The organism is Alphaproteobacteria bacterium, from assembly GCA_016722515.1.
GTDB lineage: Bacteria > Pseudomonadota > Alphaproteobacteria > Rickettsiales > JADKJE01 > JADKJE01.
Genome location: JADKJE010000003.1, coordinates 147,917 through 172,666, shown reverse-complemented (window position 1 = coordinate 172,666; position 24,750 = coordinate 147,917). Strand labels below are relative to the sequence as shown.

The 24,750-nt window shown below is 42.1% G+C and carries 18 protein-coding genes; 11 read left to right on the top strand and 7 right to left on the bottom strand.

Annotated elements, in window-relative coordinates:
• Positions 1–81 precede the first annotated feature (81 nt).
• The 5 genes from IPP74_09480 to IPP74_09460 all read left to right on the top strand — a co-directional run bounded on the left by IPP74_09480 (position 82) and on the right by IPP74_09460 (position 9,940).
• A complete protein-coding gene (locus tag IPP74_09480; GenBank protein ID MBL0319499.1) occupies positions 82–1,074 on the top strand; it encodes a serine/threonine dehydratase in 993 nt (330 codons plus the stop codon).
• 352 nt (positions 1,075–1,426) lie between these two features.
• A complete protein-coding gene (locus tag IPP74_09475) occupies positions 1,427–3,343 on the top strand; it encodes a hypothetical protein (protein MBL0319498.1) in 1,917 nt (638 codons plus the stop codon).
• 692 nt (positions 3,344–4,035) lie between these two features.
• Complete coding sequence (locus tag IPP74_09470) at positions 4,036–6,591, top strand: hypothetical protein (GenBank protein ID MBL0319497.1); 2,556 nt, start codon at positions 4,036–4,038, stop codon at positions 6,589–6,591.
• 138 nt (positions 6,592–6,729) lie between these two features.
• Entirely contained in the window at positions 6,730–9,321 is a 2,592-nt protein-coding gene (gene clpB, locus IPP74_09465; GenBank protein MBL0319496.1) for an ATP-dependent chaperone ClpB, read from the top strand.
• Between the two features lie 247 nt (positions 9,322–9,568).
• On the top strand, positions 9,569–9,940 hold the full coding sequence (locus tag IPP74_09460; GenBank protein ID MBL0319495.1) for a hypothetical protein: 372 nt from the start codon (positions 9,569–9,571) through the stop codon (positions 9,938–9,940).
• A 600-nt stretch (positions 9,941–10,540) separates the two neighbouring features.
• Here the strand turns inward: IPP74_09460 and IPP74_09455 are convergent.
• Positions 10,541–11,167 carry a hypothetical protein gene (locus IPP74_09455; protein ID MBL0319494.1) on the bottom strand — a complete coding sequence of 209 codons (627 nt, stop codon included), beginning with the start codon at positions 11,165–11,167 and terminating at the stop codon, positions 10,541–10,543.
• A gap of 200 nt (positions 11,168–11,367) precedes the next feature.
• Here IPP74_09455 and IPP74_09450 point away from each other — a divergent pair, with 200 nt between their 5' ends.
• The 6 genes from IPP74_09450 to IPP74_09425 all read left to right on the top strand — a co-directional run bounded on the left by IPP74_09450 (position 11,368) and on the right by IPP74_09425 (position 16,489).
• A complete protein-coding gene (locus tag IPP74_09450; protein MBL0319493.1) occupies positions 11,368–11,703 on the top strand; it encodes a hypothetical protein in 336 nt (111 codons plus the stop codon).
• A gap of 17 nt (positions 11,704–11,720) precedes the next feature.
• Positions 11,721–12,089 carry a hypothetical protein gene (locus IPP74_09445; GenBank protein ID MBL0319492.1) on the top strand — a complete coding sequence of 123 codons (369 nt, stop codon included), beginning with the start codon at positions 11,721–11,723 and terminating at the stop codon, positions 12,087–12,089.
• An 11-nt stretch (positions 12,090–12,100) separates the two neighbouring features.
• Positions 12,101–12,427 (top strand): hypothetical protein, encoded by a 327-nt coding sequence (locus IPP74_09440; GenBank protein ID MBL0319491.1) that lies wholly within the window; start codon positions 12,101–12,103, stop codon positions 12,425–12,427.
• 7 nt (positions 12,428–12,434) lie between these two features.
• Positions 12,435–12,806, top strand: coding sequence for a hypothetical protein (locus IPP74_09435; GenBank protein ID MBL0319490.1), 372 nt, complete (start codon positions 12,435–12,437; stop codon positions 12,804–12,806).
• Positions 12,807–12,815: 9 nt separating this feature from the next.
• Positions 12,816–13,316 (top strand): hypothetical protein, encoded by a 501-nt coding sequence (locus IPP74_09430; GenBank protein MBL0319489.1) that lies wholly within the window; start codon positions 12,816–12,818, stop codon positions 13,314–13,316.
• A gap of 299 nt (positions 13,317–13,615) precedes the next feature.
• Positions 13,616–16,489: a hypothetical protein gene (locus tag IPP74_09425; GenBank protein ID MBL0319488.1), complete on the top strand. Its 2,874-nt coding sequence runs from the start codon at positions 13,616–13,618 to the stop codon at positions 16,487–16,489.
• Between the two features lie 272 nt (positions 16,490–16,761).
• Here the strand turns inward: IPP74_09425 and IPP74_09420 are convergent, their stop codons facing one another.
• The 6 genes from IPP74_09420 to IPP74_09395 all read right to left on the bottom strand — a co-directional run bounded on the left by IPP74_09420 (position 16,762) and on the right by IPP74_09395 (position 24,709).
• Complete coding sequence (locus tag IPP74_09420) at positions 16,762–17,205, bottom strand: type II toxin-antitoxin system RatA family toxin (protein MBL0319487.1); 444 nt, start codon at positions 17,203–17,205, stop codon at positions 16,762–16,764.
• 17 nt (positions 17,206–17,222) lie between these two features.
• Entirely contained in the window at positions 17,223–18,896 is a 1,674-nt protein-coding gene (locus tag IPP74_09415) for a ribonuclease J (GenBank protein ID MBL0319486.1), read from the bottom strand.
• Positions 18,897–18,959: 63 nt separating this feature from the next.
• Complete coding sequence (gene fliB, locus IPP74_09410) at positions 18,960–20,129, bottom strand: flagellin lysine-N-methylase (GenBank protein ID MBL0319485.1); 1,170 nt, start codon at positions 20,127–20,129, stop codon at positions 18,960–18,962.
• Between the two features lie 107 nt (positions 20,130–20,236).
• The gene (locus tag IPP74_09405) at positions 20,237–23,044 is read right to left on the bottom strand and encodes an OmpA family protein (GenBank protein MBL0319484.1); all 2,808 of its coding nucleotides are present in this window, start codon (positions 23,042–23,044) and stop codon (positions 20,237–20,239) included.
• A 91-nt stretch (positions 23,045–23,135) separates the two neighbouring features.
• The gene (thiE, locus tag IPP74_09400; protein ID MBL0319483.1) at positions 23,136–23,783 is read right to left on the bottom strand and encodes a thiamine phosphate synthase; all 648 of its coding nucleotides are present in this window, start codon (positions 23,781–23,783) and stop codon (positions 23,136–23,138) included.
• The gene (locus IPP74_09395; GenBank protein MBL0319482.1) at positions 23,783–24,709 is read right to left on the bottom strand and encodes a class I fructose-bisphosphate aldolase; all 927 of its coding nucleotides are present in this window, start codon (positions 24,707–24,709) and stop codon (positions 23,783–23,785) included. The genes thiE and IPP74_09395 overlap by 1 nt, the downstream gene beginning before the upstream one ends.
• Between the last annotated feature and the right edge of the window lie 41 nt (positions 24,710–24,750).

The window sequence follows — 24,750 nt, the reverse complement described above, 5'->3', positions numbered from 1 at the left end:
AATACCAAAAAAAAAGATTGAATGCTAATTGAAACGTTCTACACTCTACAGCCATATAGCAACGGCAGCAAGAGTGGTTTCATGACCTTTACCCCTATCCATCCATCAGAAATCGAAAACGCGCATAAACGTATTTCACCCTACCTTATTCGCACCCCCCTTATGGAGTCACAACGGCTTAATAACTGGCTTGGGCACCGCCTGCTGTTTAAGATGGAATCCTTTCAACGCATTGGCGCATTTAAGGCGCGTGGTGCGTTAAATACGTTACTGACGCTCAAAGAACAAGGACATTTGCCAAAGCATGTGGTCGCGTTTAGTTCTGGCAACCATGGCCAGGCGGTTGCCTGGGCTGGGAGCATGCTTGATATCAAAACCACCGTTATCCTGCCAGAATTCACGTCGAAAATTAAACAACAGGCGACCCGAGGCTACGGAGCCGATGTCATCCTAACCAAAACCCGCAAGGAGGCCGAAGCCCTCTGCGCTGAGTTTGCTAAACAGGGTGCTTACTTTATCCATCCTTTCGACAATGATAATGTCATTGCTGGCCAGGGAACGGCCTGCTATGAGGCCTTATTAGACGGGCCTAAGCCTGATGCTATTTTTGTCACCTGCAGTGGCGGCGGTTGGGTTTCAGGAACCCTGCTTGCCTCGCAGCTTCTATGCCCTGATGTCCCCCTGTACGCAGGTGAACCTTTACAAGCCAACGATGCTTCCCGCTCGTATCAAAGCGGCGAAATTTTTCGCTTTCATGATTCGCCGCCTACCATTGCTGATGGCGCACGCACCTTAAGCATCACCGACAGAACCTTCTTTTATCTCAAACAGCTAGCCGGATTTTTTGACATCCCTGAACAAGATATTATCTATTGGACACAGTGGCTTTATCAACTACTGAAAGTTTCTGTTGAACCAACCTCCGCGGTCGCCATGGCCGCTGCCAGCCAATGGCTTAAAACCCAAACCACGCCCAAAACGCTGCTGGTGATGATTTCTGGTGGTAATATTGCCCCAGAGACCCACCGCATTATCTGGGAAAAAAGTTACTTGGAAAACACGCCTGGAGCTTAAACGCTTGGCTCTCTGTCACGTCAGCAATAATCCCTTACCACTGAGATACGTCTTCACATCGATATCGAAAACAGTCGCGTTATACGCTCTCCAACAATGAGAACTCAGCTTATGGTTACCATGATAGGGCGTTTTTGCTGCATCTAACGATATAGGTTAAATAAATGGATATCTATAGATTATTTCAAATATTATTGAAATTTGACTGTAATACGACAATTTAAAAATAAATATGTAATATCTTTTTCCATTGACTAAATAATATTAAAACCTTATAATCACGCACGAAATAAAAATTATAATTTATAAGTAAAAAAAACGAAACGCAGAATAAATTAAAAAGGATAAATCCATGCCTAAGTCAGGAAAAGTAAAAAGAAAATCTTATGAAATCCAAAACGAATTATCGGTTAATGAAGACCAGAATAGTGCCACTAGCGTAAGCAGCGAGCAACGCAAGAAAAAAAGCATCTTTAGTCGTTACGGTTCCAAACCTGTTTATGGGACAGTGCCGCTTCCCGAAGACCGATTGACTCAGGGTGAAGCAATTACTCTGACATTTGGAGCATTGGGTGCTGGAATGGTCGCTACCATGGCTATACCTGTAACGACAGTAGGCGGAATGCTCGGCGGTGCGATAGTTGGTGGAGTAGTGGGCGGCCCAGCGGCATTTGTTACCGCGCCCATAGGGGGAGCCGTTGGAGGCGCAGTAGGTGTAGTCCCTCCGGCTGTTGCAGCGGCTGGTTGTTTCGGATTTACTTATAACACCGCCCGACTGTATGGGAAAATAACCCGAATTTCCAATGAATATGAAAAACAATTTAAAGAACAAGGGGAAGAGGCATTAAGGGGTGCCATCGAAAATGACTTCAAATTAGCCATGTTTCGCAAACATTGCATAGAAGACATAGAAAGACAACTCAAACAAAATCCGGATTTGCAAATTGGAAACTCAGAAAATAAGATCCACCTTGGTAGTCACTTCAGGAAAAAATTAATAACCTCCCTTAAAAGCCTTTATGCAGCCCCTTTATTTACAGGTGTTATTGCTCGATCTCATTATGATCCAGAAACAAAAGAGTATAATCCAGTCGCATATGCTAACAAGATTGTTGAAGCTATTAAAAAAAGTGTTCTTTCAGAAAAACATGAAAATTGGGTCACTACGAAAAAGAGATTATTTCGTGGAACTACTGATGAAGCACATGTTCCCACAGAAGAATCAATTCAGTTTATACAAGAAATAAACCAACATCTCTTCAATAACGAAACACCGACAGTTACCTGGAAAGATTATGATAAAATAGCCGGTATGCTAAAGGAAATAGAAACCACCAAAGAAACACGAAAAGTGTTTAAAGAGGCGGTTGTCTCACCTGATTCCTGGGTCATCTCGTTGGCTGAATTGATGCAAGAATCACCGGACCAAGATTATGATTTACAGAATTTAATACACAACACCCATAAAGCCGTCACCTTTGACGTAAAACAATTTCGCCATGACACTATTAAACAGCTCAAAATTGAGCTAGCGAAAAACCCAGCTTTTGGTTCCCGTAACAGGAATAAAATAGCAGGCTTCCTGAAAACACTTCAAGCCATTCCTTTATTCACAGAAGCGGTTGCAGACCATTTTAAATACAATCCATCTGCGTTCGCCTGGATAATGGCTGAATCAATTACGGACATTGTAGACAAACAAGGTTTGATTACCCACGAGAAGGCCACTATTCCTAGAAATGCTGCATTAACATTTATTGATGCGTTGTGCCGAACGTTAAAAGTCGCTGACGCTGAAATACCTTTGATTGATAATACCGCTCGTATGGATCTCATAAGCAGAATGCGTGCTAACAGTGGCGATAATTCTGCTTACCTTGATATTAATCTTAATGAGGCAAAAGATATTTTTTTCCTTGGCAATAAACCTACTTCGTTATTACCCCAGCACAACAAGGAGTATTTCTTTAATGCCTCATCAGATTCTGGTAGAAACGCAAATGGCAGAAACAATTCCAATGTACAACAAGAATTGATCTCTTATGATTCTAAGGAATTTAAAATTCCGAAAGGGAAAAAAGCGGAGACAAAGGAAAGGAAAAAACTTGAATTTACTGAATCTTCTTCAAGTCGAGACAGCCGTTCAAGTACGGATAGCAACGAAGGGATTTTTGCTTCAAAAAATCAAAAGAGCAATTATAAACACAGAGAAGCTTTTGAATCAAAACAAGAAACTTCAGAAAGTAGAAGCAGTTCTGTCTCCTTTTAAGTTGCGATAACAAATAGAGCACTCATCATAAAGAGTTATTTTAAAGCCCCATTACACCTAGTGTATGGGGCTTTTTATAATATTTTATTTTAGATTTTTTTAACCCCCCTGTCATGTACTGGTGTGCCATAAAAATAGGCAATGACACAGGTCTTGCAATAGTTATTGTCCCACCAGCACAATTACGAGTCAAATTCTTAACTTAATCTTTAAAGCCCCCCCCCCGGTCTATCCATCTATACAAGAAACCAGCCGTGATGATTTCTATTGGCAATATGTCCTCAGAGATCCACCGCATTACGTGGGAAAGCGTTACTTGAAAACGCACCCGGAGCATAAACGCTTGGCACATGATCAAATCACCTTCCTCCGCACTGGTGTCCAATACGAATTTAACATAAATACATCCCTTAGTGGACACTAATGGTCGCAAAGAGCACGAGTGACAAGGTTTTTAGATAATTTTGCATGAACATGACTTGGTAGAGAAATATTTACTCAATACTCTTATTTAATATCACAATTTCCTCAACATCAACCCACCGGCTTTATTGTCACAAAACAACAACAAATAGCAAATTAATATTTTTTTTATACTTTATATTATAATATTATATTTAATAGAAAATACATATAGTCTATAATATAACAATAAAACAGTAGAACAAATAAAAATCAGGGCAAGCTTCACTATGGGCAAAAACATTTTCAACAAAAAAATTGTGCAAGAGAAAGAAATACAGTCAGAAATACAGTCTGTTATACCAAATGCCCCTCCTAAGCCTAAAGAAACCCTTAAATCTACCGAAAGAACAAGTATATATTCGTTAATCGTCAAAGAAGATCAATTATCGGCAGGGAAATTAAAGGATGGCGCCCATATCAGGGTTAAGCAAACAGGACAAAACTTACAGGCTGAAAAGGAATTTCTGGATAGCTACAAAGAACGCAATAAAGAAACAGCCAAAGATCCCAATAAGACCCTGGCGATCGGATTATTATTTAATGCCGTCTCTTATTCCCAACATAAAAAGATGGCACACGAAATTAAGAATGGAAGACTCAAGCACCGATTCGTTCCTAGCGGCACGGGTAGTAATCAACATGAAGTGATTGTTAATAAGTTCCCGGTTCTTAAATTTTCTGGCAATACTGATAAGGATGGTTTTGATGCATTCTGTACAACGCTTACTGATAAATTAGCCCAAAAAGGCGTCAGCCCAGACAAAGTAGTAAGAGCTATTCAACGCGAAGGTGGCATTACATTAAATGTAACAAGAATAGAAAACACAAGAGAAATAGACACTAAAGTACCATGGTCCTATAGCTTTGATTACGATAAAATATTGTCAGCCGTCGATAAAGTTGAAAATAAAGCGGTTAATAAACCCAAAAATAAAGAAGAAAATAATAAAAGCGTTATTCAACAATTCAAAATAAAAACAGAAGCATCTCATGAAAATAAAATTTTAAACGAAGCATTTCAACGATATGTGAATACATTTGACCAAGCGATGCCATGTTATACAATTCACTTAAAAGAATCTGCTTTCCACAAATATGAAACTGGGCAACCACTGACGGTTGATGATATTGAACTCAAGAAAGTGCCCTACACGAGCAAGGATCGTGAGTCCTTCTTTGGAAATGCCTTAAAGGGCATTGCTCCTTCGAAACAAATTGAGTTTAAAGATAAGATTGATACGATGGAGCAGGAACTAGCTATCCTACGGGCAAACGACATATTATTAAAAACGTCTAACATATATAAAAACGAGCCAGTCATGCTGCGCCAGTCCAATCTTGAACTTGTTTTATCAGCAAAAACTGAAGACCAACAATTGAAAGCCTACAGACCTAATGGCTTAAAGAACCATGGATTTACATATAAAAACCTTGAAAATCGCTCACTCCTAACAAGGGAAGAAGCAATAAAAAATAAGCCAAAAATCAGTGACCAACCCAATTACTATAAAGGTTCATCCGTTTTAAATGAACATGGTAGCTCGCGTAAGATTAAGCTTAACAAAAATGAAATGTTTCCTTCGAATTATCAGAACGAATCAACCATTCCCAAAAATCAATCTGCTGTTCTTGATGCCGTAGACCCCAACAACAAAAACAAATTAAAGGATTTCAGTTTTGATCGTCTAAAAACTGGAGTATCAATGGTCGGCGGAGTTTTCGTAAAACGTAATAATGTCAAAAATTCGCCAACACTACTACTTAAAGATCCCAGCGCATCTGGAGTATTAGAGAACAAGCTTGCTGAGCCGATCATAGAAAAAATTGCTTCTAATTTGGCAAGGCTCCCCATTTTCATGGGCAATCACTTAGCACCTAAAACTGAATTGGTATCTCATACATATAACTCTCAGAAATGTGTCTTCTTAGCTTCGGAATTTATTCCTGGATTTACCGACATTGGCCGTATGCGTGAGAACGAGGGTAAAACAGAACCTAATGATGCCAACGATAAAACAGCGCGAGGCCAATTTCATAGAGAATGTTTCAAGGAAGAGTATACTAAATACCCGAGCCTTTATAAAGCAGCAGCAGCATCCATTGCCCTTGGGAATCACGACTTTAACGCCGGTAATCTTGGTATAGTAAATCCCAATCAAGCTGCTTTAATCGATCTAGGAGAAGCACTCCAATACAGCCAATACCCAAAATCAATTAATGTACTACAACGAGGCTGTGAAGAAAGCTTCTATGACCCTAAAATGTTTATCAACTCACAATTTGCCGATCAGCTTGAACAGCAAGCCAAGGCAATAGAGGCAAATAAACGTAATATAGAAAAAACCATTCAAAAATCAGTTTCAAATGTCAAAAAAGCTTATAGAGGCCAGGATGAAAAATTTATATGCGAAAAATTAAGTGAAAGTCTTGGGCAAGAAGTGAAATCATTTAACGATATTACCAACGTTGTCAGCCAAAGCCTACAAGCTCGCACAGAATCTATGAAAGAGCTTGCCACCACGGTCAGGATTTTAGATGCAATTGAGCGAGATGATGCAAAAACATTAAAAGAACTGTTAGATAAAAATCCATCCTTAAAGCAACAAGGTACGACATTAACTTATTTAGCCCTGGATGAAAAAGGTGTAAAAACCCAAGAATTTGACCTTAAGAAGTTAATTAGAGACCACAGAAAGTCTGATGAGCCTAAATGTAAGCATAAGCGTACATTTCAAGAAATTGAACGAGGATTTAACAGCTCTAGCAAAGTAAAAAGCATATAACATTTTAATTATTATTAAGTTTTATTATAGACTTGCTTCCTACAAAACATAATCCTTTTTATCCCCTTGACCTCTGTCAAAAAGCCCCCATATCTTTAGTAGATAATATGGAATAATAATCTCCATGTGTGAGGGTCTATGAATCTAAACAAATTTACCGACAAATCCCAACAAGTCATCGTTAATGCACAAAATCTTGCCTTGGCTGAGGGCCATCAGCGTTTTACACCAGAGCATTTGATGCACACCCTGCTTGAGCAGGACAAAGAAAACGAAAGCATTGTATCGCGTCTGATTTCCCATTGCGGTGCCGATGAAGCCGTCATTGCTGCGCATATTCAGCAGGCATTAGATAAGCTCCCTAAAGTAAGCGGCAGCGGTGCTGGTAATTTATCGATGGCACCTGAAACAGCGAAAGCATTGCGCGAAGCAGAACAGATCGCCACCAAACAAGGCGATGCATATGTGGCCATTGAACGCTTGCTCCAGGGGCTTGCGTTTAAAAACGATGCTCCCACCTCTGAAATACTAAATCGCGAGGGCGTTACCGTTGCAACCCTAGAAGCGGCCATCTCCTCGTTGCGTCACGGTAAAAAAGTCGATTCGCGCAATGCAGAAGATAAATACGAAGCACTCGCCAAATATGCCGTCAATTTCACCGAAGCTGCCCGCAAAGGAAAGCTCGATCCGGTGATTGGCCGTGATGAAGAAATCCGCCGTACCATGCAAGTGCTTTCACGCCGCACCAAAAATAATCCGGTACTCATCGGTGAACCAGGTGTGGGTAAAACAGCCATTATCGAAGGATTGGCACAGCGTATTGTTGCCGGTGATGTTCCCGAATCGCTTAAGAACCGTAAATTAATGGCACTTGATTTAGGCGCCTTGATTGCCGGAGCTAAATTCCGCGGCGAATTTGAAGAACGGTTGAAAGCCGTATTGTCCGAAATCAAAGAATCCGAAGGGGATGTGATTTTATTCATCGATGAATTACACACACTGGTTGGCGCCGGTGCTGCCGAAGGTTCTATGGATGCTTCTAATCTTCTAAAACCAGCCCTGGCACGTGGGGAACTGCATTGCGTAGGTGCAACCACCTTAGCTGAATACCGTAAATACATCGAAAAAGATGCCGCCCTCGCCCGCCGGTTTCAATCGGTATTTGTATCAGAACCCAATGTCGAAGACACCATTTCTATTTTGCGCGGCCTGAAAGAAAAATACGAACTCCATCACGGAATCCGCATTGCCGATTCAGCCATCGTTGCCGCAGCCACCCTCTCCCATCGTTATATCACCGACCGTTTTCTGCCTGATAAAGCGATCGACCTTGTCGATGAAGCAGCCAGCCGAATCCGCATGGAAGTAGACAGCAAACCAGAAGAAATGGATGAAATTGACCGCCGCGTTATTCAGTTAAAAATTGAAGCCGAAGCCCTTAAAAAAGAAAAGGACGACGCCTCTAAAAAACGCCTGGTGGAATTAAGCACCGAACTAGCCGAGCTTGAATCGAAATCTGCCGATTTCAACAGTGCCTGGCAGGCCGAAAAAATGCGCCTCCAGCAAATCCAGAAAGTCAAAGAAGAACTGGAACAAGCACGCTACCAGCTAGAAGTTGCCCAACGCGACAGCAACCTCGCTAAAGCTGGCGAATTAATGTATGGCAAAATTCCAGATTTAGAAAAAAAACTCGCCAAAGAAGAAAGTGAACACAGCAAAAACAAAATGCTTCATGAAGAAGTCACCGAAAATGACATAGCGGCTATTGTATCGCGATGGACCGGTATCCCGGTTGATAAAATGATGCAGGGTGAACGTGACAAGCTGTTGCAAATGGAATCATTGTTGCGCCAGCATGTGGTGGGTCAAGAAGATGCCCTTAAAGCCGTAGCTAATGCTGTTCGCCGTTCACGCGCTGGACTTCAGGATATGAACCGGCCACTAGGATCCTTTTTGTTCTTAGGCCCAACCGGAGTTGGTAAAACCGAATTATGTAAAGCCTTGGCTATTTTCTTATTTGATGATCCTACCGCCATGCAGCGTATCGATATGTCAGAATATATGGAAAAACATGCCGTATCCCGCCTGATTGGTGCACCTCCAGGATATGTTGGCTATGATCAAGGCGGTATGCTTACCGAAGCGGTGCGCAGACGCCCTTACCAGGTCATCTTGTTTGATGAAGTCGAAAAAGCACATCCCGATGTTTTTAACGTGTTGCTCCAGGTGCTCGATGAAGGCCGCTTGACGGATGGACAGGGCCGCACGGTTGATTTCAAAAATACGATCATTATTCTCACTTCCAATCTGGGAGCACATATTCTTGCAGAGCTTGCCGAAAATAAACCGGCATCCGATGTGCGCGAAGAAGTCATGGAGATCGTACGCACAGCCTTCCGCCCTGAATTTTTGAACCGTCTGGATGAAATTATCCTCTTTAATAAATTATCACGCGATAATATGCACTCCATCGTTGCCATTCAAACCAAACGCTTAAGCCACCTGCTTAAGGAAAGAGATATCACCTTAAACTTACAGGAATCTGCTCTGGATTGGCTGGGGAATAAAGGCTTCGACCCCGTTTATGGCGCACGGCCTCTCAAACGGGTAATCCAAAATGAACTCCAAAACCCATTGGCCAGCCTGGTGCTTGAAGGTAAGATTATAGCAGGCCAAACAGTCGATGTGGTGTCTGAAGGAGGCGGGTTGGATATTAAAGTAAAACGTTAAGCTGTTCACTTAATCATCGCTGAAGAAAGAGGTAGGTTGTCGATCATCGCCTACAACTCAATGCCCTGCTCCAACAATATACCATGTATAAACGGGATAGAAAATAATCCCTCACTAATCAAAAAATTAAATTAGATTAATACCTTGGTTTAAGCTATACTGCGCGTATTAAACATATAATTATGTATTTTATATTCATCCCATCGTCCGTAATTGTGCATTAAATTTGATTTGTAACCATAGAAATATGAAAAAAATAATATACTGGTCGTTTTTGTTTATTGTATCGCTTGGATTGGCTACAGGGTGTAAGCCTCGATACCCTAATTTAAGTCGCCCTGAAGAAACAGCTCCCCCGTTTTACAAACTCGGTTGGGAAGAAGGTTGTGAAACAGGTTTAGCCGCCTATGGCACTTCGATCTATAAAACGTTTTATCACTTTAAACAAAGCCCCCAACTCACTACCAATAACGTTTATTATCAGGCGTGGAACGATGCGTTTGCCTATTGTCGCCATTTTGCTTTACGATGGGCTAACCAGGGCTCCATTGATGAAGTCGATAATATTTATCAAGATCGACCTTTCCTTGATAATCCAGGTAATTTTTATGGGTGGTGAGTTACTCTAGGGATTGATGTGTCTTTTTTTTAGTCGCAGCTGGAACACGGATGTCCAATCAACCTCCGCCTATATGCTGTCTGTGTTTTTTTACCCAAACTCCGTCATCTTCAACCTTCTAAAGCAGTATGAGCCGTAGGCGAGTACTGCTTTAGAAGGTTGAAGATCCAGCACAACACCGATTGCGCAACCAGCGCAATTCTATGATTTGCTGCGTGTGAACCAGATACAGATGCCCGTAGTCATAAGGATGGAAGTATTAAGAAGAAGGTCTGAAGATGACGGAGTGTGATTGCCCCCCCAAACTCCGTCATCTTCAACCTTCTAAAGTAGTATGAGCCGTAGGCGAGTACTGCTTTAGAAGGTTGAAGATCCAGCACAACACCGATTGCGCGACCAGCGCAATTCTATGATTTGCTGCGTGTGAACCAGATACAGATGCCTGTAGTCATAAGGATGGAAGTATTAAGAAGAAGGTCTGAAGATGACGGAGTGTGATTGCGCGACCAGCGCAATTCCATGATTTGCTGCGTGCTAACCAGATACAGATGCCTGTAATAATAAAGCCTGCATTCATTTATTTGTAATTCTTATTGGACACTATTGCCTAGCGTGAGAATTATTTTTTATATTCTTCTTCATTTCATTCAGGAAATTTAGCCAATGCCCTCTATCCATATTATCGGAATCTGAAGAATTATAAGCCAGTTCATCATCAGAACTCGATGAAACCGCCTGTGTAGTTTGGCTGTTATCGGATAAAGCTTCATCATCCCAGGGAGACAATGAACCGCTACCCCATAGTGCTTTCATGTTTCCATGTAAATAATAGTTATACGAAGCCTCAATACAGCGGGTCATCATTTCTACTTCTTTTACCGGAATCCGTGAATTATAGATATAATCAGTGTATAATTTTACCGCATGCTTTATTTCTTTTAATTCTATAACATGATGATCATCAAATCCTACCAATTTATCAAACTCAGCGACCATCGAGGCCTCGGAAAAGCCCTCGTCTTTAGACTCCAATAAATAATGATAAAAACCCGTATTAAATGCACGCAACGATATGTCATAATACTTTAATTCTAGATTGTTATACGCTCGAGATACGGTTTCTTCGATAGCGCCTAATCTTCCTAAGGCACGTCCTTGGGCTTCTTTAAAGGCGTTCCCATAGGTATTCTCTAAATCCTGACGAATATGTTCTAGCGGGGATTCCATAGTATTTTCCGTTTAATTAACATTTTAATGGATTATTCTATACAGACGTCTCCCTCTTGCAAAGGTTTTTTGTTGGCTAACTGTGCATATCTCCACAAAACTTCATATAGACGTCACAAACATCCGCCCTTCTGGAGAATGAACTAGCTTTTTCCCTTATTTTATAGTATAATAAATGTATTTAGTAGAGGGTAATACTTGTGAAAACCGTTGTCTCCATGATGATTATGCTGGTGAGTCTTTTAGGGTGTACTCCCTCAAAGATGTTCAACGTCAAGAGCTCTATGTCCGCCGATAATAGCCTTATGGCACCTGCCAGGCTTTTCCTGCGGGGACTCCCACAAGGAGATGATAGTTACAGCCAGGGACTTCGCGATGGGTGTGAGACCTTCTTAGGTATTGTGGGTTCTGGAACGCTTCGCCTATTGCCTTCAAAAATCGATGGATTCCGTTTAACCGAAGATCCTGCTTATGCCCGTGGCTATGTCGATGGGCAAACCTATTGTACGCACTATCTTGATTGGGATATTCAGTAATAAAGGAATAAGGAGTTATGACCGTGTTAGCTACGCTGAAACATCACATGATACGCACGACAGCCAGCTGTGCTGTGGTACTTTTCAGCTTGGCTGGATGTGCAGGATTCCACCTTGATCCCGCTTTAGGACATGCCTGGACCCTTAACATGACCCCACCGCCTGGTGAACCTGACTACCAACAAGGATGGGTCGATGGCTGTACCAGTGGTATTTCAGGATTCGGTAACCAATTCTATAAAAACTTTTATGACTGGAAACAAGACCCAAGCAAAGTGAACAATCCAGTTTATTATCAGGTCTGGAAAGATGCCTATGCGTATTGCAGGACCTATTCGATGATGCAGACAAACAACGCGTTGGGTAATGGTGACCATCCATGGTAAGAAGGCAGATTATGTTCAAACAAATAATAATGATTATCACTACGCTTACCTTACTCACCGGCTGTGATGCACGGGTTCGCGCCGGGGCGCCTTGGATGCAATCCATGTTAACCGAAGGCCCCCCAGGACCAGCCCTTTTCCGTCAAGGATGGCAAGATGGTTGTGAAACAGGTATTTCAGCTACCGCGAATAATTTTCAGAAAATGTTCTACGACTTTAAGCAAGACAGTAAACTAGCACGTGATCAAAAATATTACCTGGGATGGAAGCTGGCATTTGATTATTGCCAACGTTATACCTTCACTTATCTGTACACAGCGTTCATCAACAGGAAATGAGGATATTATGCGAAAGCTTTTACACATAATATTATTGCTGGCAGCGACCCTCAGCCTGGTTACGGCCTGTAAACCTCAGTTTCCTAATATAGGGCATCCTCAAGCCGGTAGCCCTCCTTTTTATGAGCGTGGTTGGAATGAGGGATGTGAAACGGGATTGGCTGCGTATGGTACCTCTTTCTATAAAAGCTTTTATCACTTTAAACAAAGTCCAGAGTTAACCGCCAACACAGTCTACTATCAGGCATGGAATGATGCGTTTGCGTATTGTCGTCATTTTGCACTCAGATGGTCTAACCAGGGATCTCTCGATGAAGTCGATAATATATTTAAAGATCAGCCTTTTCCTGATGATCCTAGTAATTTTTATAAATGGTAAGGATAATTTATGCGTTGCTTTAATCACCTGATACGCGCCTTTATCATAGCATTAGGATGTATAGCTTTATCTGCCTGTATCGCCGATGTGAGACCTATGGCCAGGATTTTTACACACATGCCCGAAAATGCTCCTATTGAATATCAGTTAGGTTGGAAGCAAGGATGCGAGTCGGGTATATCAGCCATGGGTAATGACTTCTTTAAAACGTTTTATCATTACACACAAAGCGCCGAATTAGTGCATAACGAGGTTTATTATAAAGCCTGGAAAGATTCCTTTACTTACTGCCGTAACTACACCTACGGTATGACCCGTGAATTCAGCGTACGTTACCGCTTACCGCATGACGATATTCAGATTATACCTAATGCCGACCAAACCGCCCCTTGGGGATCACCGATTTTAAGCGGGAATATTCAAGGGCTCAATGGGATTTACCCTACCGCTCCAGACGATGCTGTATTCGGCAATTTAAGGGATCCTTTCTTCAAGGCACTTGGACCATAAGCGAGGCGCGCTTACGCTCCCAAGAAATACACTCATTTTCTTATTAAAACACACTCCGCGTCCATATAGGACGCCATATGCAGCATCGTTTTGAAGTGTTTGTCAGTTAACAAACATCGTACGTTGTCTCCCTTCATTTCACAACAGGCCCGGCGTTTATTTCTACTGAGGCAACCTTTAGTTAAGTGTGTTTAATTCTTAAGTGTATTTAACTTTATCATCAATGAATATTTTAAGAATTGAATATTATCTCTAATGGGTATAGCATGTCATAAATAAAATTCACAGGAGAGTATAAAATGTCAAAGAACAGTTATTCATTGTTTAATCCAAGTTGGGAAAATCCTGAAAATCAACAGTATATTACTGAGTCAACCTATAAAAATCCTTTTTCCACCGAGAGTGCCAAAAAAGCTAACAAAGTAGTTCGTTCCCTAAAAGGCTCATTCAAAAGTAAAGTTAATCACGGAAAGATTTTTGATGATAATCATTGGATCGACCGAACGCCAAATGGCTCTATTCAATTAGTTATCTGTCAAAAACATGCCGAGTTGGTACAGCAGGATATTCAGGTTCGTTTTGACCAGGGAAGCGTTACACTTATCTTTAACGATGTAAAAAAAGCGGCCCGATTTTACCGAACACTGGAAATGCAAGAAGCTGCGTCCTTTATTATCCCACTGGTGGAATATGACGAAACCAGCCGTCAATATAGTTTTCAACTGATTATTAATCCGGCTTCTACTGAACATTTTTTAAAAAATTATTTAGGTTTTGATACGCGCTTTGTTAACTTACTAAGAGATGTTTCGTATTGCCAACGCATGTATGCAAAAGGTAGAAAACTTGAAATAAAAGTCTCTAGTAAAAAAAATCCAAGCCATACTAAAATCTCACAAACAGCCGCTGACATTGCTAATCATCCCGCATTTAAAACGCAGTCAACTCAGGCACACAAACAACATTTGCATATGGCCACCGCTTTTACACAATTTGGATGCTTTAACGGTGTTGAAGAAATAGGTGTTTTAAGTAAATTCTCTCACGATATCAGCGATACATTTATCCATCCTAAATTGCTAACTGTCTTTGAATTTAAAGCAAATGGCAGCAAAGGTATAATAGAAAAATTAGGTGATTTACCCCTCTCTCATGCACTGATTATATTGGAAAATTTTCTTTTAAAACAAAGTGTAAAAAATGATACAGTATTAGAATTAATCAACAATATTCAACAATATTTAATTTCAACCGATCCTAAGCAGATGCTTTCGGATAAAAATAATGAATTATGCACATTTTCAGCCACGCCACGTACTACATTAAAAAAATCTTACTCGCAAGAGGAAGGAGAACTGGGTAAACACTTGAAGGAACTAAAAACATTGTTTGAAAAACATATTATTAGCGACATGGCAGATATTCTACAGTGTCAACATACGCATGATATTATAAGTGCATATAATAATTTGTGTACCATTAATATTGATGATGCGGTCGAAATATTAAGGCTGACACAAAGCAATGACATGGAGCCAAGAAAAAATGCAGTATCTGATCTTGAGTACTCTTTCCAAAAGAAGGTTACCGCTAATATCAAAGAGGTTACTACTATCAATTTGCGCCAGTTATTTTCCCAATATCTAGGATTGCCGACAATTGCTCATATGCAGCATCCTGCAGTAGGAAAACTACGAAATGAAAACAATCCCCAAGATAGTTTCGATAAATGTCTAGAGATACTTTTCTTTGAACCGCTTTTATCAACCCGCGATTTTCCAAGCTTATTTAAATTAGTCAGTGAATACAAGGAAGCCTATCCTAAAATACAGGAAGGCTGGACAAAGCGGAATATCAATATTTTCCCTCCTGATGACGATGGCAGGACGTACAAACTTACGTATGAAAAATTGTCTAATATGCCTTTAAAGCTTATTCTGATTCCCGAAGCGTCTAAAAACGAATATAATGCTCTACTTGAAACATTTAAAAACATTGAGATTTCGGACCCCTTCATAGCTTCATCACGCAATCAAACGATTATTGTTAACCAAAATAATGAAATTATTTCTGGTTTAAATCGTTTTGCACTTCTCGTTCACAATAAACAAGAAGAGGCCAAAACTGTATTACAACAGCATCAAAGTCACATTGAAATAATTGAAGCCAGAGAAAATAGGAAGCATTTTTATGATGCTAAAAATGTTATTTTGCGGCCCACGCAAGGAGAACGGTTACGTTATTTAAAAAACCTCACAAAAGTATATAAGTTAGAATCAGGTGATGATATGAGAATTATCATTCCTGTTGATTTTGTTGAAAAAGTCTGTCCTGGTACGATCGATACATATTTAAAAAAGACGGTAGATAAATATTTAGTGAATCTTAAAGACCCATCTAAAATTGCGAAGGATATACCTGTTAATGACAAGAAAGTTGTATTGCAGAGAGACACTTGTAAAGACGAGCTTATTTATTCGTTTACGCACGCAATTTTTCCTCATATTGAGTTCGGAAGTTTAGGAAAATTATCACTTAAGGTGCAAACGCAAATTATGAAGGATTATGAATTTGCATTGCTAAGGGAGCGTGCCGCAGAACTGAATGCACGAGAGAATAGACCGCATCAAAAACAATTAGCCTTTAACGATACTGTTGATTTTCAAATTCAATGTTTATCACAGGAGGTTGAGTATCAAAACCAGCCTATGGTTGTCACATTGAATGAAACATTAGATCTAGGCAAAGAAGTCAATGATCAATGGGTTACGTCGGTTAATAGGGATTTTTCTCTTAAAAAGTATGAACAGGCTATTGAACAATTATCTAATAAGACCAACAATATTGTTGTTCCTTATCAGTTTATTATAAGACTAAAGAATAAAGGTGAGGGTGCTGAAAAAGCCCGATCAGAACTTATCAATTTCTTTAGAGAGACATTCGGGCAAGAAGGAAGAAATATAACGATTACGATTCCTCAGATTGGCAATAATATGCCTGAAAAAACAAAGTTCCGTGGTATGTCGTATGTATGTTTGACCCTTGGTAATTTTGAGTCAGTTTGTGAAAAAATGAAAAAAGACCCTAAGGAAATGCTTCAAGAAGCTCAAAAACATGTATGCGAGCAACATCAAAAAGAACGCTGGGAAAGTAGGGGGAACCGCTCCGTATAATAGATGATTAAACTTATGAATCTTAAACAAGCCATGTAACTTACATGGCTTGTTTGCATGCCCGTCACGCCTAACAACCAGTTACTACCCTATCTTGCGCACTAAAACGTTTTCATTTTCGTTTTGCCTCCATTATTTGCAGCCAGCAACGAGGATACTAAAGTCTATAGAAGCAGGGAATATTGTTGGCATATTTAACCCAAACATCAACAAACATACCAGAACATTAAACCCTATGCGGCCTGGTTCATTAGCTTGTGATGGATTGAGCCTTAGCCATATAATGTATGTGCTCGTTCCAAAAACGCGGCAATCAACTTTTCCTGGGCACGTGTAAATACCCCACCAAGCATTGCTTCCAATAATCCTGAATTGAAGGTAAATTCAACTCTAAAGTCAATCAGACTTCCCGCAGGATCAGGAGCAATGAACCAGGTTGACGTAAGTTGTTTAAAAGGACCATTAATAGAAATAGCCTTTACCTCACCTGGTGTGGTGACAGTCGGTGGTATAAAAAACACCTCCGACGTATACATCGATGAAAATCCTTTAAACGCAATCGTCAAATCTGCTACAGCCATGTTGCCTTCCCGTTTTATAATCCGCGATTGTTTGCACCAGGGGAGAAAATCCTGGTAACTGCCAATATCAGCAACTAACTCAAAGACCTGTATCGGCGAGTAAGGCAATGTTTTTTGATCGTGAAAAACGGGCATAGGCAAGGTATCAATAATTAATCAATTTCTTGAATATGAACTTCTATCACCGGCGATTTTCCAATTTCTTCCTGAATCATCCGATTGATAACTCCTTTCGTTATATTTTCAATGAAAGGTTTATCCAGATTTTTCTTGCCGCGATATTGATTCGTCACGGCTACGCTGACTTCTTCAGCAATATCCAATATTAAATCTTTATCTTCACGCTTATCCAGTAAGCCTGGAGCGGTTAGGACTACATCGCCTAGTAATTCACCACGCGAGGTGATCGACAGGAATGCAATGATTATGCCTTCCCGTTTCATTTTACGGCGCATCCGCATAACAGCACTATCACCTGGTAGGAAGGTATGACCATCTAGCGCCAATTGACGGGCTTGAACCTGGCCAATAATTTCGGTTTTTTCATGGCTTAAACGGACAACACAACCATCTTCAACCTGGACAGCATGGGGCACTCCCCATTCAAGTGCCATTTTGGCATGTTCGTGGATATGCACCACTTCACCATGTACCGGAATAGCGACATGCGGACGAACAAGTTCATACATGTGTTGTAATTCATTACGCGATGGGTGACCCGATACGTGCACAAAATGATCACGTTCGGTCATGACTTCAATCCCTAAACGAGCAAGCTGGTTCATTAACCATGAAATACGCTTATCATTTCCTGGAATAATTTTGGAAGAGAAGATAACCGAATCGCCTTTTTTGATTTTAATATTACGATGGCTATTACCAACAATACGATTTAGAGCCGCCCGTGGTTCTCCCTGACACCCCGTGCATAAAATCAGCAGATCTTCACGTTTATGCTTCGAAAATTCGCTTTCATCCAAATACTCAGGCACATCACGCAAATAACCTGTTTCCTTAGCGCATTTAACAATACGATGGATCGAACGGCCAGCGACCATGAGTCGACGGCCTGCTTTTTGTGCCGCTTTGGCAATGGTTTCAATCCTGGCTACGTTAGAGGCAAACGTTGCTACGATTACCAATCCTTTAGCACCATTAACCAAGTTGGAAATACTTTCTTCCAAATCACCTTCTGAACCAGACGCTTCTTTTTTGAAGACGTTCGTAGAATCGCCTACCAGGGCGAGTACCCCTTCATCAGCAAAACGTTTAAGTTTATCAAAATCCGAACTGGGCCCAACAACCGGCCTAGGGTCAAACTTCCAGTCTCCTGTATGGAGGATATTGCCTTGGGCGGTACGAATAAAAATAGCATTCATTTCTGGCACAGAGTGCGTAAGCTGTACATATTCTAAATTAAAGGAAGCCACGGAAAAGGCTGATCCAGGCTGGACCAGATTGATTTTCACTTCTTTGCCAAAATCAACTTCTTTCAGTTTTTCTCTGAGCAATGCCGCTGTAAATGGAGTCGCATAAATAGGACATCTAATTTTATCCCACACATATTGTACAGCACCGATATGATCTTCGTGGGCATGGGTAAAGACAGCTCCTACGATATCTTTTTGGATTCCTTCCAAAAAAGTGATATCGGGAACAAGCATATCCACCCCAGGAAAATATTCATCTGCAAAGCCAGCTCCGATATCAACGATTAACCACTTCCCTTGATGATGATATAAATTTAGGTTCATTCCAATTTCGCCAGATCCGCCAAGCGGTACAAATAATAGCTGGTCTTTCAGTTTATTAAAATTAAGGGTCATGTTATTTCTGTATCTCCGATGTCAAAGGGGGCTATTATACTGCACAATCATCTAAAAGTCTATTCAAGCCAATTCACGGTTATACTCTAATAAACATGCAAGGTCATCGAAATGGTAAATACCTAGTTTTTTACAACTATCCAAGAGGTAATCAGCCGTTGATAAATGGTCAAACAAACGAGACATCCGATAAACCACAACGATCACCTCTTCAGCATCGATGAAGCCCCCTTGTTTGTAAGTCAATAATTGCAATATTCCCTTTAAGACAAAATAACGGATGGTGATCAATCTGGCTCGATCTCCTGCTGATGATGCAATCCCAGCAAAAGGAAAATTATCCGTCACGACCGTTGCTTGCAGCCATCTGGAGAGTACCCTCTCCCCTTGCTCTCCAGCTTCCTGGCTCCATACAGCCTCCACCTCATCATCCAGATTATTGCCTGGATAACGATAAACGATATCTTCTAAAATACAGAATAACTGCTTTACTTTTGGTGATGTTTTGGCATGAACCAAAAAATGAAGTAGCGCTATTATCTTTTCATATTTAAATGATTTTCGATTTTTTTGAATACCATATAATTGCAAACGTTGGTCGACTGAACTAATATAAAAAGGCAATGCCACTGGCCACATCGATACAGCCAAATTATCCAATGATAATCCAATTGATAACAAACGAAGTGCTGAAAAATCAGCGTTTACACTCGTATCTTCAACCATGGTTAAGCATAAATCATGAATAGAAAACACATTGTTACGATTCAAAGGGTCGGGTACAATGTCCTTCACATTCTCCGGCAAACGGGTAATCTGACCTTCTAAGCGCTGAAAAGGCTGTTCAGTATAAAGTGCCAGCCGTGCTACCTCTGGACACGAAAGAGCCCCCATCATCAGCGGCTTACCACCTACGGTGCGAACAATGCGCGGATAAAAATAACAGGCATCTCCCAGAAATGTTTCACCATAGCTGGCATGCACTCGGCATAAACCCTGATCATACTGGCTGCAATTTCCTGCCGTATCACACGCGATTACTTTTAAGCCATTCTCATGTTCTTTAACCATATCAAGCAACTCAGGAGCTGCTTGTTGATAAAGGTCAACTATCCGATCGCCAATCTGCATACCCCACGTGCCACTACAGCATGTATCAGGGCAACGATCTGTTAAGCATTGAAATTCTTGGATATAGCGATGTTGTGTAATTGGTAACGTTGAATCCCCCATAGTCCCCCCAATAATCCCTTGTTATCATCTTAACCGTTCTAGGGATTATTTTTCAAGCACTATTGTTTCCTCATCCACGAGTCAGGCAAACAAGGAACATTGGGATTCTAATTCACTTTTAGTAAATCAACCCGATCGCTCTCTTTATTGCTAGGATCTTCACCAACGACCTGGACACTTACTTTCGCACCATCCACTCCATTTTGGGTAAGGATGTTTCTAACAGCAATCGCACGTTGCAAGGAAATCCGACGAGCATACGCCTCAGACTGCCCAGCGACACTGGCATAACTCATCAACTTCACACGCTGCCCTGTTCTAGAAAGTGATTGGGCTGTCGTTTTAAGTTGGCTTTCTGCTTCCGTGCTTAACACAGTCGAAGATTTACCGAAAGCAATCGACATCGAGGGTTTAGCTGAAAGTGTGGATACAGGCGCTGGCAAATCACTGGCGGGTGCTGAATCTGGTAGTTTAGGAATTGTCAGCGATTCTTTCGGGACGACTGGCAATGCCGGTATATCCAAAGAATTAGCGTTTCTGGGAGTAACTGTGGCAACGTGAGCGGTAGTTTGACGTGCCGTTTTGTCCGTTGTTAATTTGCCAGGACTTGGAATCGAATTAAGGTCTGGTAATGATTCAATCACCGGCAAAGGTGGTTTATTACCGGCAATGGATGGTGGTGGTGGCAACGCAGCTCCCTCACCCGATGGAACCGGCAATGGTGGCAATCCCTGTTTGGGAAGTTCCGAAGGCATAGCAGACTTTGTTTCCTTTTTAGGAGAAACGTTAGCAGGCTTCGTTTCCTTAGCTTTATTGGCTACAGAATTTTTATCTCCCCCCACAAATGGCACCCAATTTGGCACCCATGATTTAGACGATGTCGCCACTTTTGCTTGAGGCTGTTTTGCAACAGGTGTTGTTTTGGGCTTAGACGGAACCTGCGCGGTAATGGCGGGAGTTGCCAGAGGTGGCATTGCAAAATCTGGCTCTGCTACCGTTTTAGGAGGAATTGGCAATGAAGGATTAACGACAGCAAGCGCAGGCTGCGATTTTACATCATTTTTATTCACCACTGAAAGCGAATTATCTTCATGGGAAGTTGAAGTGACCGTAGGCATATCCATAGCAGGAACAGCCGATCTAACAGCCGGTTTAGCCCCTGGGCCTTGTGGCACATTCGCGTTGCCCTGAATCAATTCATCGATATCAGGAACAGGTACTGCCCCTGAAGGCTCTTGCGGTTGAGCCACCGGTTTAGCTACAGCTTTGATATCTTCCTTTTTAGCGACCGGTTTAGCCGCAGGTTTGGATGGTTGCGTCTCTAATTTAGGTAACTCTGCTTTGACAGGAGGAGCAGGAAGCTTAACAGCCGCAGCCTTAGGAGCAGGCGCTTGCGGCAAGTCAATTTCAGGTTTTGAAGGCATAGGCATCGCAGGAACTGTTGGCATGGCAGCAGGAATTGGCAATGGTGCTGCAACAGGTTGAGGAGCTCCCTGAGGCTGTTTATGAGCCTTTTTCTTAGATGTTTTTTCAGCAGGAGCCGGAGCTAATACTGGTGGCACCTCTTCGGGCATCGCTACCGGTTCTTGCAACGCAGGCACTTTTTGAGGAGCCTTGTATTCAGACGGGGCATTTTCAGAGGCTCTCTGTTTAGAAGGATTTTTGTGCTTATGACGTCTCGTCGATTGAGAATCTTCAGACGAACCTGTGTTCTCAGCGGATTGTTTTGTTGAAGCACGGTCTATTTTTTCTGGAGCGGCAGGCGCCATAGGCACACTTCCGATTTCACGCGGCTGTTCCACCGGCGCTAAGCCACGTTGAGACGATGGCTGGTTAACCCATGATTGAGGAGCAGGAGCTTGTTGATATCCCTGTTGACCTTGCGAAGAATAAGGTTGTTGCATTGGATAGTTGCTCGCCGGAGCCTGCTGTGAATATCCCACCGGCGGCATCGGCTGTTGAGGTACTGGCTGGCGATCCATCGGTGGCATCTGTTGCTGGCCACTCCAAGGTATCTGTTGTTGAGGGATAGTAGGCTGACGATCCATCGGTAACATTTGCTGCTGAGGCATAGGCTGGCGATCCAGCTGGCGATCCATCGGAGGTATTGGCTGCTGGCTGTTGCGAGGCATTGGCTGCTGAGACATTGGCGGCACTGGCTGTTGCACGGTGGGTGCTACTGGTTGTTGCCACTGAGGCTGTCCTACAGGAGGTAATGGTTGCCTCTCCATCAACGGTGCTTGTTGTTGTGTATTCCAAGGCTGCTGAGGCTGACCACCTGATTGTCCCACTGGCGGCATTGGCTGCTGCCCCATAGATGCTATTGGTTGCTGGCCAAACGGCTGTCCCACTGGAGGCACTGCCTGCCCCATGGTTGGAGCTGTCATAGGAACGGGGCGAGATCCAGGAGGGATAGGCAAGTGTTCAAGCGGCTTACTTTGGATAGGCGCATGTTGCTCATCATTTTTAACCACTTGAGGCTGTTCATCACGCGTAGGTTGTTCGTGATTTTTCTTTCTGGATTTTTTCTTTGATTTAGACTTTTTCTTCGAACCAGCATCTTCTGAAACGGGTTGAACGTCACTCGCAGCCGATGCTTGTTTTACATTTGCACCCGCTTGTTGAGCGTTACCGGCGGGCAAACCTTGAAGCTGATTAGGATTAGAAAACTGCCCTGACATCGGAGCCATAGAAGGAGGAACTGCCTGCCCAGGAACCGGAGCCGATGCCTTTAACTTATCAAGCACTTCCATATGGATTTCAATTGGCGGCAACTGATTATAATAGGATTGATAATCAGCAAAATTTTGTCGCCCTTCCTGTGCATGGCCCACAGTTACATAAGCCGTCGCCTGAACAAGGGTTAATGCGGTCGTCAGTAAACATTGTTTCATGAAAAATTTGGGGGGCTGCACAAGTAATCCTGTATGACTTTAAAACTACCTTGTATTCTTATTCAATCTGCTAATAAGTCAATGAAAAAGAGTAAGATGTGCCCATTTGGCGTTAAGAAATTGCCTGATACAAGGTCTTTATTGCGTCCACAGGTCCTAATGGATTATTCCATACACAGGAAATGACGGCAGCAAAATCGGCACCGGCTTGAGAAACCTCGCCGATATTATCCTTGGTAATACCACCAATTGCTACGCAGGGAATGATGGTGTAGGTAGACCAAAATTTCAGCAGATCAAGCGTCGGCTTGCCTTTTGATTGCTTGGTGGGCGATGCGTAAAAGGCACCAAAGGACACATAATCAGCTCCGTCTTCTGCCGCCTGCATTGCTAAGTCTTTACTATCATAGCAACTAACCCCCACGATAGCATCTTTACCTAGCTTTTTTTTAGCATCAGCAACAGCGCCCTCTTTGCCAGCGCCATCTTCCGCCCCTAAATGCACACCATCAGCATGAATTTTTGCCGCTAGATCAACTCGGTCATTTAAAATAAACGAAACCTGATGATCGCGGCAGAGTGCCTGCAATTGCTGGGCAGCCACGATAATATCCTGGTCAGACTTACCTTTAAGCCGTAATTGAAACACAGACACACACCCCGTAGCTAAGACCTTCTCAAGCTCAGCAGCAAAGATCCGAAGCTGAAAATCCTCAGGAGATATAAGATAAAGCTGCGTTGCGGTCTCTTGCGTCACAATTATTGGCGGCCTTGATAAATCTGCACCATATCGGCAAGTAATTTAAGGGCTTCTTCACGCGGACGCTGGAAGGTATTGCGACCAATAATCGAACCATTTCCACCACCATCACGGATGGCACGCGCTTCATCATAGAGTGATGTAGTATCTTTACTGGCACCACCCGAAAACACCACTAAACGACGGCCATTAAAACAGGATTGCACCACATTTTGAACACGCTCGGTCAATGTTTTGATTGGAACATTTTTACCCGTATAGACTTTTTTAGCCTCATCTTGCTCCAGATGTTCTGTTGGTAATTTGACTTTAATAATGTGCGCACCAAGCAATGCAGCCATATGTGCCGCATACGCACATACATCCATAGCCGTTTCACCATCTTTACTCAAGCCTGTGCCACGCGGATACGACCACACCACGACGGCAAGCCCGTAGGATTTAGCTTCTGCAGCCAATTGCACTAATTCTTCCATCATATCATAGGAATAATCCGATCCTGGATAGATGGTAAAACCAATCGCTGAACAGCCCAGGCGCAACGCATCATGAACGGTTGCTGTTACAGCTTGGTCAGGTTGCTCGCCTCTATAAAGAGAATTAGCACTGTTGATTTTTAAAATAAGCGGAATAGATCCTGCAAAAGTTGCAGCTCCACATTCTAGCATACCAAGCGGCGAAGCAAACGCATTCAAACCTGCATCGATAGCCAATTGAAAATGGTATTGAGGATCAAACGCAGCAGGATTGGCTAAAAAACTGCGATGCGGACCATGTTCGAATCCCTGATCAACAGGAAGGATAATCATTTTACCCGTTCCACCCAACTTACCACTCATCAAAATACGTGAGAGATTGGTCAGTGTTCCTGGATTATCACTTTCATAGTTTTTCAGAATAGACTTAACAGTACGCGTCAATTTCATAATAGCTCTCTGGAATTAATTGAGTTGAGAGACTATAGAAG